The 15,383-nt window shown below is 37.7% G+C and carries 16 protein-coding genes; 9 read left to right on the plus strand and 7 right to left on the minus strand.

Annotated features, from left to right (window positions below):
• Positions 1 to 87 precede the first annotated feature (87 nt).
• Together J2743_RS07870 and J2743_RS07875 are read right to left on the minus strand one after the other, a co-directional pair.
• Complete coding sequence (locus J2743_RS07870; protein WP_209626035.1) at positions 88 to 1,284, minus strand: FAD-dependent oxidoreductase; 1,197 nt, start codon at positions 1,282 to 1,284, stop codon at positions 88 to 90.
• A 198-nt stretch (positions 1,285 to 1,482) separates the two neighbouring features.
• Positions 1,483 to 1,956, minus strand: coding sequence for a hypothetical protein (locus J2743_RS07875; RefSeq protein ID WP_209626036.1), 474 nt, complete (start codon positions 1,954 to 1,956; stop codon positions 1,483 to 1,485).
• A 202-nt stretch (positions 1,957 to 2,158) separates the two neighbouring features.
• Here J2743_RS07875 and J2743_RS07880 point away from each other — a divergent pair, with 202 nt between their 5' ends.
• Positions 2,159 to 2,596, plus strand: a complete 438-nt coding sequence (locus J2743_RS07880) for a metal-dependent transcriptional regulator (RefSeq protein ID WP_209626037.1) — start codon at positions 2,159 to 2,161, stop codon at positions 2,594 to 2,596.
• 121 nt (positions 2,597 to 2,717) lie between these two features.
• On the plus strand, positions 2,718 to 3,443 hold the full coding sequence (locus J2743_RS07885) for a HEAT repeat domain-containing protein (protein WP_209626038.1): 726 nt from the start codon (positions 2,718 to 2,720) through the stop codon (positions 3,441 to 3,443).
• A 155-nt stretch (positions 3,444 to 3,598) separates the two neighbouring features.
• Here the strand turns inward: J2743_RS07885 and J2743_RS07890 are convergent, their stop codons facing one another.
• Complete coding sequence (locus J2743_RS07890; RefSeq protein WP_209626039.1) at positions 3,599 to 4,057, minus strand: HIT family protein; 459 nt, start codon at positions 4,055 to 4,057, stop codon at positions 3,599 to 3,601.
• A 214-nt stretch (positions 4,058 to 4,271) separates the two neighbouring features.
• Here J2743_RS07890 and J2743_RS07895 point away from each other — a divergent pair, with 214 nt between their 5' ends.
• Positions 4,272 to 5,690, plus strand: coding sequence for an MFS transporter (locus J2743_RS07895; RefSeq protein WP_209626040.1), 1,419 nt, complete (start codon positions 4,272 to 4,274; stop codon positions 5,688 to 5,690).
• A 180-nt stretch (positions 5,691 to 5,870) separates the two neighbouring features.
• Positions 5,871 to 6,338, plus strand: a complete 468-nt coding sequence (locus tag J2743_RS07900) for a hypothetical protein (protein ID WP_209626041.1) — start codon at positions 5,871 to 5,873, stop codon at positions 6,336 to 6,338.
• 87 nt (positions 6,339 to 6,425) lie between these two features.
• Here J2743_RS07900 and J2743_RS07905 read toward each other — a convergent pair whose 3' ends face one another.
• Entirely contained in the window at positions 6,426 to 6,692 is a 267-nt protein-coding gene (locus J2743_RS07905; protein ID WP_209626042.1) for a hypothetical protein, read from the minus strand.
• A gap of 146 nt (positions 6,693 to 6,838) precedes the next feature.
• Positions 6,839 to 8,269: a M48 family metallopeptidase gene (locus tag J2743_RS07910; RefSeq protein ID WP_209626043.1), complete on the minus strand. Its 1,431-nt coding sequence runs from the start codon at positions 8,267 to 8,269 to the stop codon at positions 6,839 to 6,841.
• 306 nt (positions 8,270 to 8,575) lie between these two features.
• On the opposite strand from J2743_RS07910, the gene nucS reads away from it, so the two are divergent.
• From nucS to J2743_RS07925, 3 genes are all read left to right on the plus strand, one after another.
• A complete protein-coding gene (nucS, locus tag J2743_RS07915; protein WP_209626044.1) occupies positions 8,576 to 9,343 on the plus strand; it encodes an endonuclease NucS in 768 nt (255 codons plus the stop codon).
• Positions 9,344 to 9,581: 238 nt separating this feature from the next.
• Positions 9,582 to 10,331, plus strand: a complete 750-nt coding sequence (locus J2743_RS07920) for a metallophosphoesterase (RefSeq protein WP_245248165.1) — start codon at positions 9,582 to 9,584, stop codon at positions 10,329 to 10,331.
• Positions 10,332 to 10,452: 121 nt separating this feature from the next.
• Positions 10,453 to 10,707, plus strand: coding sequence for a hypothetical protein (locus J2743_RS07925; protein ID WP_209626046.1), 255 nt, complete (start codon positions 10,453 to 10,455; stop codon positions 10,705 to 10,707).
• A 49-nt stretch (positions 10,708 to 10,756) separates the two neighbouring features.
• Here the strand turns inward: J2743_RS07925 and J2743_RS07930 are convergent, their stop codons facing one another.
• Positions 10,757 to 11,908 carry a vWA domain-containing protein gene (locus J2743_RS07930; RefSeq protein WP_209626047.1) on the minus strand — a complete coding sequence of 384 codons (1,152 nt, stop codon included), beginning with the start codon at positions 11,906 to 11,908 and terminating at the stop codon, positions 10,757 to 10,759.
• 86 nt (positions 11,909 to 11,994) lie between these two features.
• Positions 11,995 to 12,879 carry an AAA family ATPase gene (locus J2743_RS07935; protein ID WP_209626048.1) on the minus strand — a complete coding sequence of 295 codons (885 nt, stop codon included), beginning with the start codon at positions 12,877 to 12,879 and terminating at the stop codon, positions 11,995 to 11,997.
• A gap of 329 nt (positions 12,880 to 13,208) precedes the next feature.
• Here J2743_RS07935 and J2743_RS07940 point away from each other — a divergent pair, with 329 nt between their 5' ends.
• On the plus strand, positions 13,209 to 14,063 hold the full coding sequence (locus tag J2743_RS07940) for a hypothetical protein (protein ID WP_209626049.1): 855 nt from the start codon (positions 13,209 to 13,211) through the stop codon (positions 14,061 to 14,063).
• A 235-nt stretch (positions 14,064 to 14,298) separates the two neighbouring features.
• Positions 14,299 to 15,306 (plus strand): TIGR00341 family protein, encoded by a 1,008-nt coding sequence (locus J2743_RS07945; RefSeq protein ID WP_209626050.1) that lies wholly within the window; start codon positions 14,299 to 14,301, stop codon positions 15,304 to 15,306.
• Positions 15,307 to 15,383 lie beyond the last annotated feature (77 nt).

Raw genomic sequence — 15,383 nt, forward strand, 5'->3', positions numbered from 1 at the left:
TTTTTAGTATAATGAGTTTTTAGTATAATGAGTTTTTAGTATAATGGGATGTTTGCATATTTTAATATAATGAGGTGTTTGCCTATTTTAGCATAATGAGATGTGTTTCCCTAACCTCTTAGCCAGTGCCAAAATAGTTAAAACAGGTGGTGCACCTGGTGCACTGGGGAATACACTGGCATCACACACGTACAGGCCCTGAATTTCTGTTTCCAGATTCATGTCCACAACTTCACCAATGGCTGCTGTTCCTCCAGGATGGGCACCCCTGGCCTGAGTGGAAATTAGGGTGCTGGGATCTACACCTGCCCTGGTGAGAATGGCACCGGCAAGGGTTGATCCTTCAGCAAGAAGACCAAGATCATGGGAGGTGTTATTTTTAACCACCACATCCTCATCCACACATCCGGATATTTCATCCTTGATCTTCACCATCATACCTAAAATATCTGATTTACTGAAACCTTTTTTTTCAAGGCGAGAAGTAAGTAAACCAGAATAATGTGGTGCTAAAATGAATCCATCACCTTTATACAATGCATTCATAGAAACTTCTTTATAAAAATTAATATCCTGTAGAACACCACCCACAGTAATAAAAGTATCAACAAATAGCTTTTCTCCAGCCGTTATCCCAGCGGATCTAAGCAATCGTGGAGTTTCAATAGCACCAGCACATAATATCACCAGATCTGCACTGTATTCATGGTCATGGCTGCAAACACCTGTTACCTGTCCATTGTTGGTTGTGATCTCAGTTACGGGGGTGTTATCAATGATCTTAACCCCCAATTTTTCAGCTTCCTCAAGATATTTCAGGGAGTTCCACTTGGCATTGCGAGGACATCCCAATGCACACATACCACAGGGAACACATTTTTGAGGATTTATGGATTTAGGCATTTTTTCCATGGGTAAACCCAGCACGGAAGAAGCTTCCATTATCCTTAAAGTACCTTCTCCAAAATGGGTGTCTGGAAGTGTTCCAACATTCAGTTCACTTTCAACCTCCTGGAATTCATTTTCCAGGTTGATTCCCATTTTTTGAAATTCTGTCTGGTAGGTTCTCACAGCATTTCCTACAGTAACCAAGGTGGTACCACCTAAACATGTAGTTTTAAGCAATTCAACTCCAACATCAAGGTTGTCATAGTATTGGTGAGCCTTATCCGCTGTAGTGCTGCATCCTTTTTCAAGAAGTGTTACCTTGATTTTGTTTTTTGCCAGTTCCCGGGCAACAGTTGCTCCACCCGCACCTGATCCTACAACAATCACATTTTTCATTTTATCAAAGGTCTAGAGAAAAAAATATCTATATTTTCCCATTTTTTTTTTAATATAAAATATTTCTTTAATTTTTTATAGGTTCTATTCTAATTTTTTATGTTTAATTAAAGCAATGATTTTTTTTAAAGTAAACTTTCAATTATATTGGGGAATTTGGAAAAAAAATTATTGTCTTGTTTAACTAAATTGTAACAATCATCCGACTTTTCTCTGGAGGGTTCTTCTTTGTGGTTTGGTTCTTCGTTTGACAACTTTCCTTTTTACCCTACCTTGTTTAGGACGTTTTGGTTTGTCCTGAGGTTTGAAAAGTTTGTCAGCAAAATATCCTCCAATAGCACCCAACAATCCGTAGAACAGTACACCCACAATCAGACTTAACAGGAGAGTGAACAAACCTTCAAAGGCATAACCTACTCCTATTCCTAGGGGGTTAGGTAGTTGATAGGGTATATCTGGTGAAATAAATAGGCTAGTAACAAAATAGATGAAATATAATGCACCAGCTGTCATCGCCCCTATTTTATAGCTGGCATCATCTTCATTAGTAAGGAAAACAGCCACAAAACCAACAAAAACCAGTGCAAATATGCCGCCAATCTTTAAGAATGCCAGAACAAGACCCAGTATTATGCTAGTTAAAAAGGCCAGTTCAATATCAAAGTTAGGCATTTGATAAACTCCATACTAGAATTTTCATTATTCCTTTTTCATTCACACTAATCACACATCATCTATCTATATTAGACTTTATAAGGATTTTCCATACATCACCTGATAAGATTATTTTAATCATATAATTTCTTCATGTCTTTTCATTTTTTCCCTTGCATTAGATAAAATTTAATAGAATAAGAAAAACAGAAATAATACCATGAGTGTAGATTCCCCAAAAATCACCCGTAGTGTGGAAGATTATCTGGAGGTGATGTATTCATTGGAGCAGAAACAGGGATCCATCCGGGTGAAAGACGTGGCCAAAAGACTGGGTGTAAAACCCCCCAGTGTGGTCGAAGCAGTAAAAAAACTTTCACAGATGGACATGGTCTCTTATGAACGTTATGGGACAATTAAGTTAAAAGATGAGGGGCTCAGGATTGCAAAAATTGTTAACAGCAAACATAAACTTCTCAAAGATTTTTTACTCCTTTTAGGAGTAGATGAAGAGGTAGCTGAAAAAGATGCCTGTTCCATGGAACATGTAGTGGATGTTTCAACCATAAATAAACTGAGAAAATTCATGGAATTTGTCACTGTAAATCCTAATGCCCAGGATTTCATTGAAGATTTTCACAAGTACTCTAAAAAGTGATGCTGGAATATAATTAATTTTTTAAGAATCAAAAACCACTGATCTCGGTACTTAATAAATTAAGATTAATTTCGAATCATTACAAAAGAAATGAATGCCTCTTGAGGGGGGAAACATATTTATGAGTATTTTTGATGGAAGTTTCAATCCAGATGTGGAAAAACTTGAAAATGAAGGGGATGTAAAGGGTCTTATCAAAACCTTGCAAAAGGGCAACCAAAAAAACCGTGCCACGGCAGCCAGGGCACTGGGAAGATTCAAAGAAGAAAGTGTGGAAAAGTCATTAATAAAAGCATTGGAAGATGATGATCCTGATGTAAGATGGAATGCAGCCAGTTCACTTGGCAAAATCGGCACAGCCAATTCCACATTATTCCTTCTAAACACACTTCTCGATGAAAAATGGTACGTGCGCCAGCATGCTGCCGAAGCTCTGGGCGAAATTGGAGATGAACGGGCGCTGGTACCCCTTTTAGAATCATTAAAAGATGAAAAGATCAGAAACAATGTTGCAATTGCCCTTGGCCATTTAGGGGATCCTGGAGCAGTTGATCATTTAATAGATGCTCTTAAAGATGATGATTACAGTTTTCGCAGTGCTGCTGAAGAAGCCCTTGGTATGATCGGTGATGAAAAAGCTGTTCCTCCACTTATTGAATCCTTAAAAGATGATGATGTCAGTGTACGCAGACACGCTGCAGGAGCACTGGGCATGATCGGTGATGAGCGAGCAATCAAACCATTACTGGCAGCCATGGATGATAAAAAATGGTACGTTCGTCTCCAAGTGGAAGAGGCCATACAGGAACTAAATAATCGTTTAAAGGAAAAAAATAACTCTGAATGAACGTTTTCCCAGTTTGGTGCCATCATGGATCTTATCACAGTAATTATTGTAAAACAGTAATTATTTTGTAAATATATTCACCCAATGAAAATTTGATAATTGTAAATCGTGTTATTTTTAATTTGCATTTTTTTTATTGTTACTTTTTGAAAATATTAAAGAAATTTCCTGATTTTATCAGCAATCTGGTTTCGAACATCTTCAGAGATCTCTTTCGGTGGTCTGGGACGCATATAACCAAAATGAGGGTCTTCGAAGGTGTGACCAGCAAATTCAACCGGATGATTATAACGTGGGATGAAATGCCAGTGCAGGTGGGGTTCCAGGGTGTCTTCCATGTAAAAAGTGTTCATCAAACAACCCCAGTTAAAAAGAGTGGCGTCAAAGGCAATTTTCACTGATTTTTCCATTCTCTCGAGCAATTGGACGAAATCTTCCCATTCCTCATTTTTAAGGCCACTTAGAGTCTTTTTGTCCCGTTTAAGTGCCACTACGCAGGTTGCCAGATTACTCTGATTGGGAGCAAGAAACACGATCCAGTGATGGGTCTGGATGATTGGGTCACCAAAATTGTAGTCAGTCAATTTTTCACAGTAAGGACATTCAATATTCATTTATACAATTCTCCCTTCTTTTGGATCTACATAATTTAGATTAATATCACTATAACATATTATTAGTTATCCATAATCAATTAACCATCTATCTATAATCGATTACCAGATCAGCTAACATAGTTATACCTATCATTTTACAGTATTATATGGTGTGATTACCTATGGAAAGGATTTAGGTGGTTACCTAAAATTATTTTAAGGTGATTAACTGATGGCCACCAAAACTGTTGAAACAACAACATCACTACAAAAGGTGAGTTTGCTCCTGGTGGTTATTAGCTCGTTTTTGATACCGTTTATGGGTTCATCCCTCAGTATAGCACTTCCCTTGATCCAGAAGGATCTTGCAATTAATATTTTGATGCTGGGGTGGATACCCAATGCATTTGTACTGGCCAACGCAGCCCTGGTCCTACCCTTCGGCAGATTGGCAGATATTCATGGCCGCAGGAAAGTGTTCACTTGTGGAATAATAATTTACACTATTGCATCTTTACTGGCAGGTTTTTCTAATTCAGGTATGATGATCTTGCTGTTCAGCTTTCTGCAAGGTTTGGGTAGTGCAATGATATTTGCCACTGCAATTGCTCTTCTCATTTCTATATATCCCCATAAAATGAGGGGAAGAGTATTGGGAATATATGTTACCGCCGTATATTTAGGGCTGGTTTTCGGACCCCTCCTTGGAGGTTTCCTGGCCCAGAATTTGGGATGGAGAAGCATATACTTTGCCAATGTACCTCTAGGTTTGTTCGCATTAATAATAATCTTTACCTGGTTTAAAGGTGAATGGAAAAGTTCTGATGGTGAAAAATTCGATTTATTAGGGTCGATTATTTATGCATCATCATTATCCCTCCTAATGTACGGAATTTCAACCCTGCACGGATCATTAGGGAAGTTAATGCTGGTTATGGGTATAATTGGATTAGTTACTTTTTATATGGTTGAAAAAAAATGTCCAAATCCAGTTATTCCATTGGACATATTCAAAAACAGGAGGACCAGCCTTTCAGGCGTAGCACTTGCTCTGGTTACTGTTGCCACCTCGGCGATGTGGACGCTTCTCAGCCTCTACTTACAAGATCTGCGAAGTTTGGATCCGCTTACCACTGCCATGATCCTGTCAGTGCAACCACTCTTTGTGGCGCTTTTATCACCTCTGGTAGGGCGAATCATTGATAGGGGCGACATCCAACTTACCAACATCATTAACATCACCGGAGCAATCCTCTGCACAATCGGGCTTCTTACCCTGGCAACTCTAGGTGAAAAAACCACATTAGTTATTGTTTTAACTGGCCTATCAATGGTTGGGTTGGGTATGGGCTTGTTTGCAACACCTACCAATCGTAACTTCCTGGAATCCTTAACCGATAAATTTTATGGGGTGGGTTCAGCCACCCTTTCCACTATGGTATATGTTGGCCAGACAGTGAGTCTTGGAATTCTGCTTTTCATATTAACTGGATTTGTGGGGGATGTTCAAATCATCCCCAGCACTTACTCTCTGTTCGTGGAGGGGTTACATGTCACATTTATTGTATTTGCAGTAATTAGTGCAATAGGGGCTTTAGTTGCTTTCACGGTTAGGAAATACGTAACAACAGAAAATATGCCATCGGATTAAGTGGGACATATTACATAAACAACCAATAATCAGATTATGATGAAAAATGGGATAAATATACATTAATGAGGATGTATGTGAAGATTTAATTAAGAATAGGGATATTTTACTTAGAACAGGAATAATATATTATATACCGTATCCGGTTTATATGCAGTATCAGGTGAGGGAGTTGATAATGTGAATGAAACACAGGATAATGGAGAACACAGTAAAGTTACAGGGTTCCTGAAAAAGTTATCCAAAGAAAAGAAAGCAAAAACATCTGAATTTATTGGAGCCATAATTGTTAATGCAGTGGTCTTATATGTTGTTAACAATCTGCTTTCCTGGCATCTGGGCTTCATCTTACCCTCATTTCAGGATGTTTTATGGATATTGAACCTTTCCATCGGTATGACAATCATAGCCAACATCCTATTCCTAATTTACCATCCCGGATGGTTCCGCAGTATTATGCAGATAATTCTTAACATACTCGGTTTCATGGTCTGTTACTATCTATACACCATATTCCCATTCATATTCAGCAACGCAGCCTACACTATAGTTTTGAAAATCCTCCTCATACTGGGAATGGTGGGAGTCATCATAGCCAGTGTTGTAGAAGTTGTAAGACTCATTTTGCAGGTGACAAAAACAACCTAACTGTATGGGACAATAAGACAAAGTCCGCATAACTGTCTGAAAAATAAAAGTAGGGAGGAAACATTCCATATAGCTTTCAGACAGCTACTATTCTAAAAGAGCGTTAACATAATATTCAACTTCGAATTTAATGGCTTTTAAGAGTTCTTCCAGGGTTTCGTCTTCCCAGGGTTCAGCAGTGTTTAAAAAACAGTTGAAAAACAAATTGGAATCTTTTTGGTCAATTGTAAAATCTTCAATCATAGCAATTGAATCTGTATTTAACCTTGAAAGTTCTTCTGATGATAGATCTACGCTTATACAAACTTGCCATCCATTTCTTGACTCATCTACAGTATCAACATCTACTTTCATGGTCACTTGCTCCAGGAAGTTCCAGTTTTTAGTATAAGGTTATCTGTATTTTCATAGGGTTATAGCTTTTTTATATTTTAGGTTCTAAATCTATAGAATTTGGTTCCAAATAGGTTCTAACTCTAGGAAATTTGGAAAATGGTGATTCATTTAAGTCCAAGAGAATGTTTAAAGCCCTGCACAACATCTATAGCGGATTTTAGCAGGGGATCTTTAACATTCACCGGGGTTTTCATTTTTTCAAGTCGATCAATACGGAAATAAATAGGAGGATGCGGGTCGAAATTCAGCCAGGTGGGGAATCTGGTGGGAGATATCCTTTCTGCATGGAGACGATGATAACCAATTTTTCGCAGGGCCTCAGCCAGAACCTTTGGTTGCCCGATCTTCATGGCAGATAAAAGGTCAGCTCTACTTTCAAAGAATTTGGCAATGAAAAATATAACCCCTAAAGCCACAATAAGATAAACTAATGGGGATAAAACCACAACCGGGAATAAAATAGTGAATCTGAGTATGAATTCCAGTGAAATGATACTGAAAAGTATCAGGGGGTCTCGGCCTGATAGGTGGCCCATCTCATGCCCAATCACAGATAATATCTCATCTTCCTCCAATTGTACTAAAAGTCCGGTGGTGATGAGGACCAGGCCTCTGTTCGGACTGGGGCCAGTAGCAGCAGCATTAGCTATCATAGTGTTACTTAATGCAATCCGTGGCATGTTGACACCGAATTTACCGGCAGCCTCTTTAACAATACTGTAAACATCAACCACCTTGGAAACCCTGAGATCGGCATTGCATGTGAAACCATATTCTGCAAATACCTCCTCACCTAACTCACAGGTAGGTTCCTGTCCCACAGCAAGACTCTTCTGGTAGATTTTATCCTTCATTTTTATTATCATATCCTTACCAAAGTCTTCCTGGAATTTGAGAAAATCTTCTAGGGGGAGCTGATACTCTAAAATATGCACCCTGGGATTTTCTGATGTGATTTTCCAATCACTGGTTTGAAGGAGTAACTTATCAGATAAAAGCACAATAGCCAGTTGAAAGGCTAAAATCGCAGCAATTGCCATTACAATCCCTAATGTGAGGAAAAAGATAATGTTAACTGCGAAGAAGATGACGTAGATCATGATCATGTTACTTCCAAACATACGAAAAGAAACCCTTTTCCTCCGGTTAGGAGGTGCTTCAGGTATGATCTGTTCACCCTCAACCCAGGCAAAGTAAAGCGTGGCCTGACGAATACTATCCTCATATAACTGTACAGCAATAAGAAGTTCCTCTTCAATAAGATCCATTTTTTCGGCAATATCCAAATCTACAGGAAAACTAACCGGTTCCATTTCCACCATGAAAAGATTTTCAGCTTCTAACCGCACCATAACTTCCCAATTTTCCTTCGAATTTTGAACCGTGAAAACAAGATAATATAACCCATTTTCGAATCCTTTGGTGATGTTTTTAAACAGATCAGGTTGGGTTAATAGATAATGTTCTTCTATAAAATTCAGGGCTTCTTTTAAGTGTACCTGTGAAAGTTCAGTGGTGATGGTGAAATTTTTCATCCAACTTCATCTCCCAGTATAAGAATTATAAAAAAACCATCAGTTTTTATATTTTTTATATTCTTTAGATTAAATAAATTGATTGGTAAGGATAACAAAGCTAATAAATTATATAAATTTTCAATAATAAGCTTATTATTGATTTAACTCAATTTTAATCATTTATTTAATTTTTTATTCATATTATTGGAGTGTATATTCTTTGTTTATGGAAAACAGTAATAAAAAAGATGCTTATTATTAATTATCTATCTTAACTTATGATAATAGTGAAATATTTCTATTATTAACAGTGAAATTCATATCATGAAACTGGTTGAAGAAAAAAACCCAGATGCAGAACGTGTATTGGAAATAATAATTGAAGGAATATCAAAAAGGGCATTTATTACCATTATGGCCTCCTGTCGAGTTTATTATGAGGGACGGGCCACCAGCCGCCTGGAACTTGGAGACAGAATTATCCTTATCAAATCAGATGGGTCATTTATAATCCACCAGGACAGAAACCTGGAACCAGTCAACTGGCAACCCCCAAAAACCAAGGTCACTGCTAATATTCACCAGGGAATGGTTAAGTTAAAGGGAGTAAGGAGAAATCCCTCTGAATTATTGGAGGTTGAGATATTACAAACCCACCTGGCATCATACTTCATTGGAGAGGACTCAGAAAATCTGGAACTGGCAGGCTATGAGGCAGACATGGGAGACCTTATATTCAAGGATCCTGAGGTAATTGAAAAAGGTTTCAGACCAACTTCCCGGGAATATCACACTCCCCAAGGATTCATCGATATCATGGGCAAGGATCAGGATGGTAACATCACCATACTGGAACTTAAAAGCAGGAAAGCCGGTACCAATGCCGTTAAACAGTTAAGAAGGTATGTTGATTGTTTCTGTGATCATAAAGAAAAAGTAAGGGGGGTATTGGTGGCTCCATCTGCCACTGATGATGCTCTTGAAATGTTAGAAGAACAGGGGATGGAGTTTAAGGCCCTTGAAGCTCCCAGAGAATTAAAAAATAACAAAGTAGTTACACTGGAATCCTTCTTTAGCTCTAGCAGTTCGTAAATTCGTAATTGATAACCTTTTTTTTAACATTGTTTTATTTTTTAAAAAAGTTTTGGGGTATACACAGTTAACATCCCAGGTATTTTTTGGTTAATTCTTATATAATCCTATAAAATTTTCTTTACCATCCTAGAATCTTTACCATCATACAAAATAATGGTATTTATGGTTTCCAGAATAGCAGAATACAATTATTAGAATGTAATAATACTTATATATGGAAGTTTATGGTAAAGATTTGATAAAATTACCACGTGAAGGTGTTGCTTTAATTGTAACAGATCTTCATGGAAACGTTCAAGATTTTCGTAAGATTATCGAAATATGGGAGAATCTATCAATTAACAACAACCATCTCATTTTAACTGGTGATTTTATCCATGCCATGAGTTCTAAGAATGATCATTCCCTTGAAATCCTGAAAGCAGTTAGAGTTTACTGTCAATTCGACAATTTCCATCTACTACTTGGTAATCATGAGTGGGCAACCATCACCCACAGAACAGTTTACAAGGGCGGAGAAAATCAGAGTGTAAATTTTAAGGTACTTTTAAAAAATGAATTTGGAGGGTCTTGGAAAAACAAATTTGAAGAATACGTCAATTTCTTAAAAACACTTCCAGTTGCTGTTAAAACCGATAATGGAGTATTCATCAGCCATTCTGGTCCTCCAAAAGGTGTGAATTCCATACGAGAGATTATGAACCTAACAGAAAGGGGTTATTCTGATAATCCCTTACTTTTTGAATTATTATGGAACCGTTACGGTGATTACACTAAAAATGATGTGGACAACTTTCTGGAGAAAGTTGGATGCAAGGCCATGATCGTGGGACACACACCAGTAGATGGCTACAAACTTATCCAGAACCAGTTGATTGTATCATCCAGTTTCAGTAAAGGTAAAAAAGCTTATGTTGAACTTGACCTTGAAAAAGAAATCAAGGGAGGTCGTGACTTGAAAAGGATGGTTAAATATTTTAAATAGATAGATTCTATAAGTATAGTTTAAGTGGAGTCACTAAAAACTCTGTTAACATGGAATTCACGATTATTGTCTGGAATTTAATGATTCAATTTAAATTAAAAAGAATTTTCAGGTGAATCTATTGAATAAAACGCAGAATATAGATGAATGGGTTGTTGTATGTCGTAACCCCAAATGCAAGAACCGTTATTCAATTCCTGAAAGCACTTCTGTGGAGTGGAAGATTCGGAAATTCAGGGGAGTATGTGGTCATGGGGATGATACTATTTTTCCAGAACTTAAAGAACCACTAAAATGCCCTAAGTGTGGGGAAAAAAGTTACAGAGTCATTCGGAAAGATTTTATCAGTAAAACAGGTAAAACATGTTCAATTTAACTTTTCAAAAGTTTATCATTACTTGTTGAAAAAGATAAATAAAAATAACTTAAATATCCCTTACCAGTCCCGCCAGTTGGTTGAGATTCCTCACTTCATGAATCTCTGCCCCAGCAGCCCGGTAATGAGAAACACAGCTATCCACCACATCCCATTTCTTCTGTTCCTCAGGGTTGAGGATCATAACCTTCCGACATTTCCTTGCCATCTTCTCCACTAACTCAGCACTTTGAGGTATCTTATCCTTTTTAGGGCCGGCCCAGTCCCTGCAGTCACTGAGTATCATGAGGGTGGTTTTTCGGTTCAGTTGCACTTTATCCAGGAATGATTCAAATGCATGGTACATGTTACTGGTTCCATGGATCATCAAATTTTTCTGCTGGATATCCCTTACTTTGATAAAAGCATCCATCATATTAGGTTCATCCAGGGCAACTGTAGTTTCAACTGATTTATTATCAAAATCAAAAACTCTAACTCTTCTAAATGAGTTTTGTGCAGCGTAAACCAAGCAGAAAAACCAGTTACTGATCCAGTCACAGGAACCACTGACATCGTTCAGGAAGAAATGATAATTCTTTTTAAGTTGAGGTTTACTTTTAACCAGGTCAATCAATGCACCTCCATACTGAAGGTTTTTGCGGATGGTTCGACGAACATCAGGACGCATAATTCTGGCCTGGCGCTGACGCCTGCTTCTCACCATAGCAATCTTTTTGCCCATCTTTTGACATACAAGGAAAAGCTCAGGATCAAATGAATTCAAGGTATTAATATCCTGGGAGAGAAGGTCAGTTTCAGAGGGCATATCACTGTAATCATCAAGGGGAGGATGATAATCTATCTCATTGGACTTAATTTCACGGGCTTTACAATCAGAAACATCCTCCTGGTGTGAAATGGTCCATTGATGGGTGGTTTTAGTAGACCATACATTCTTTTTTGATGTTTGAGCCGAACCCTCATCATCCTCTTTATCAGTAACATCAGCAGCAGTTTCCTGGAAAAATTCATCAAAAAGATGGTTAAAAATAGGTCTATGTTTCTGTTCCTTGACATAAACCGAGGCCAGTGCTTCTTTAAAGTAAGGATCATCTTCACTCACTAAATTTCGAACCTGCTCACCAGTATAAGTACTTCTTATGCTTACTGGAATTCCGTTTTCCCTTAAAATTTTAGAAAAATAGATGATATTGTCCATGAACTCTTCACACTCGCTTTTCATAATCCTAATTATTCAGAATTGTACATTTAATGGTTCAATGTATTTGAATAAATATCTCCTATTCAATCTGACGAGTTGAATATCATAGAATTAACCTTCTTAAGGTCGTCTTCTGACTTCACCACCACTCGCACGGTATTTTTCAGGGATTGGTCACTGCTCAAGGATCTACCACCATCTTCACATTTACCAGTAGCAATTAATGTTTGGATCCAGTCCACAGTTGCCCTGATTGAAGGTTTTTTCACCAGGTCAAGTTTCCTGATCCTTGCAATGAACCCCACCACCCTTTCTACCAGGATGGATGGTGCTTCTGGGACCAGTGCTTTAACAATCTCAATCTCCCTTTCCGGTGTTGGATAGTTGATATACAGGAATAAACACCTATCTCTGGTTTCATCAAGTAGCATCCTCTGGGAATTAGAAGTTAAAACTACTAAAATATCATTCTGGAGTTGGAAAGTGCCCAGATCATTGACGGTTATCTCTTTTTCTCCCAGGGCCTGAAGTAGGAAACTTTCCACCTCCTCATCTGCCTTGTCAATTTCATCAATAAGCATTACTGATGGGGTATGATTAATGAAAGCCTGAAGTAAAGGTCTTTTAATGAAGAATTCCTCGCTAAAAACGTCTTTATCCAATTTGTTCATGTTAGTTTCTTTAAGGCGAGACATCTCCAGGTGCAATAGCTGTTTTTGATAATTCCACTCTCCCACCATTTGTTCAAACGTTATACCCTCATAACACTGCACCCGGAAAAAATCCCGGTCCAGAGCACGTGCAACTGCCTTGGAAAGTTCTGTCTTACCAGTACCGGGTGGCCCCTCTACCAGGATGGGTTTTCCAAGTTCCAGGGCTAAAAATAGGGTCATAATTATATTATCGTCGGGAATATAATTTGATTGAATTAAAAGTTTTTTAATCTGGTTTTTATCTAAAACAGGCATTTTTGTAGGTTCTGATTTGTCTTGGTTAATGGGAGACCCTCCACTTTTTCTTAGCAGATCTCAATTTACCATACTTAACTTATCATATTATATTTTCAAGTTAATGCTTTAAAAATTGAGTCACGAACAGTTCGCATAATTAGAAACTGATTACAAGTAAAATAAAAATCCTAGTAATTACAATTTGTATCTAATTAAAATTTAATTTCAGTTGATCTTAGATTAATAGAATTTATATAATAGAATATTATTACACTAGTGATGTTATAAAAATTATAGATGGGCAAAAAGCTTAAATGAATCGTTCATTCTATAATAAATAGATAATCATGCCTTACCTGATTTGTCAAAGTTGCGGTGGCTATTACGAGCTAGAAGAAGATGAATCACCCCAAGATTTTGACCGTTGCCGTTGTGGAGGGGAACTGATCTATACTGAACACTTATATAATAAGCCAGATAAGCCCAAAGGCAATGGTAAGAAACTTTTTACGTTATTATTGATTTTTCTTGCATTGGTGATTATTGTAGGGTCTTTCATAGCATTATCTATGCCACCAGTAGGTAACAATTCAGGATCATCATCACTTCTGGGTTCTGACTATCGTGGAACAGTGACCAAAGAGGTTTTAGCAGCTTCTGATTCCACATCATCTGATAAAAAGACCATTGCTGTTATCACCGGGATGCATCCCCGTGAAAAACTTTCCATAGAAACAGTTAGTGATGTTGTTAACCAGTACAGTTTATCAGCCAACGAAGAAATTATTCATTACAGTGTTAACGTCACCAACAATCCCAATAATTATTACACAGGACGTTCCAGTGGGGAAGGACTGGTTGCAAGATATATTGTACCTGATGTAAAAAAATCCAATGTTGATGTGGTAATTATATGTCATGACCATGCCCCTGGTTATGGAAGAGGATATTATATTGCTACTCCTAAAATGGACTCTGTATCAGTGGTTTTAGGTGAGAAAATAGAGAAAGATTTATCTGAATTCACATATTACAGATCCACAGCCAATGCTGAGCACGGATCATCCACATTAACAGTTTCCTATCCCCTGGCCAGTAACGGGACTGGTACCTTAGTATATGAGATGCCAGAATGGGCTACTTATACCCGTGCTTATCATGAGAGTAAAAAACTTATCTCCACCTGTTTCCAGGGAATTTGAATGGAAATTTTATTAATCTATTCATTAATTTTTATTTTACCTTCCAAAAAAAACTTCTTTTGATGTAGATTGAGGAGGTGATCCCTCCATCACAGATACATAATAGTATTGATTTATATAAAATAGTTAAGATATTATCAGAGAGAAATAACGACATTTGTATGGCTACAGATAGCAGTTGATAATGAGAACAAAAAATTTGTTCCTAATATCATATAATAATGAGGAATTTAACATGTTAGACTCTTTTGGCACTCTTCTGCACGGTGATCCCGTAGACAAAGCAGAAGTAAAACGCTTGCGGGATCTTATATTGTTTGAAAATACAGATCTTAAAAAAAGTCTGGTAAGATTTTTCTGTCTTTTGATTCTCTCTTCAGGCATTGCTACTTATGGTTTGATAGGAAATTCTGTGGCTGCAGTTATTGGAGCGATGATTATCGCACCACTCATGATGCCTATTATGGGTCTTGCCTTTGGAATCAGTATTGGTGATTCCCGTGCCATGAAAGATTCGTTACTTGTTAGTTTAGGAGGGATCCTGGCAGCCATTATTGTTGGGTTCCTGTTGACTTTTCCAGTGGCCATCTTCGTCCACCCACAAAGCATAGATCAGATCATGATTCGTACTTCACCAAAACTTCTGGATCTTCTAGCTGCTCTGGTTACCGGGCTTGCCGGAGCTTTTGCCATGTCACGTAAAGATGTTTCCGATACCCTGCCTGGAGTGGCTATTGCCATATCACTGGTTCCACCACTATCGAATACCGGTATTTTACTGGCAACCTCCAATTTTTCCCTGGCAATGGGGAGTTTCCTACTTTTTTTAACCAACTATTTTGCCATATTACTGACAGGAGCTGCTCTTTATGGAGTTATGGGTTTTCCAAAGGTAGCTTTTAGCAATCAATCATTCAAGGCTAGGCGTAAAGGTATTAGCATTGCTTTGATTTTGATTCTGTTAATCACCGTACCGCTGGCTTACACCAGCTATGAATCTTTAATTGACAATACTGTAAAAGCAAATGTTTATGATGAATCAACTACTTGGTTGAATGGCACTGGATACATTGTTGCCTCAGTTGACACACGTATTTTAAACAATACTGTGGTGGTTGCACTTGTAGGTGATGGTAATTTACCTCCTATTGAAGAACTTCAACAATCACTCCAGGGAAAACTTTACGGAAGGACACTCAGGGTTGAAGTTGTCAATTCAACTGTATACAACTTGGATAATTGACATGCTCCATGAATCCGGTGGTGTAATAATGTTAAAAATAATACTTGACACCCTTTGATCTTTTTTAATTAACACTC

Origin of the sequence: Methanobacterium petrolearium (assembly GCF_017873625.1) — an archaeon.
GTDB lineage: Archaea > Methanobacteriota > Methanobacteria > Methanobacteriales > Methanobacteriaceae > Methanobacterium > Methanobacterium petrolearium.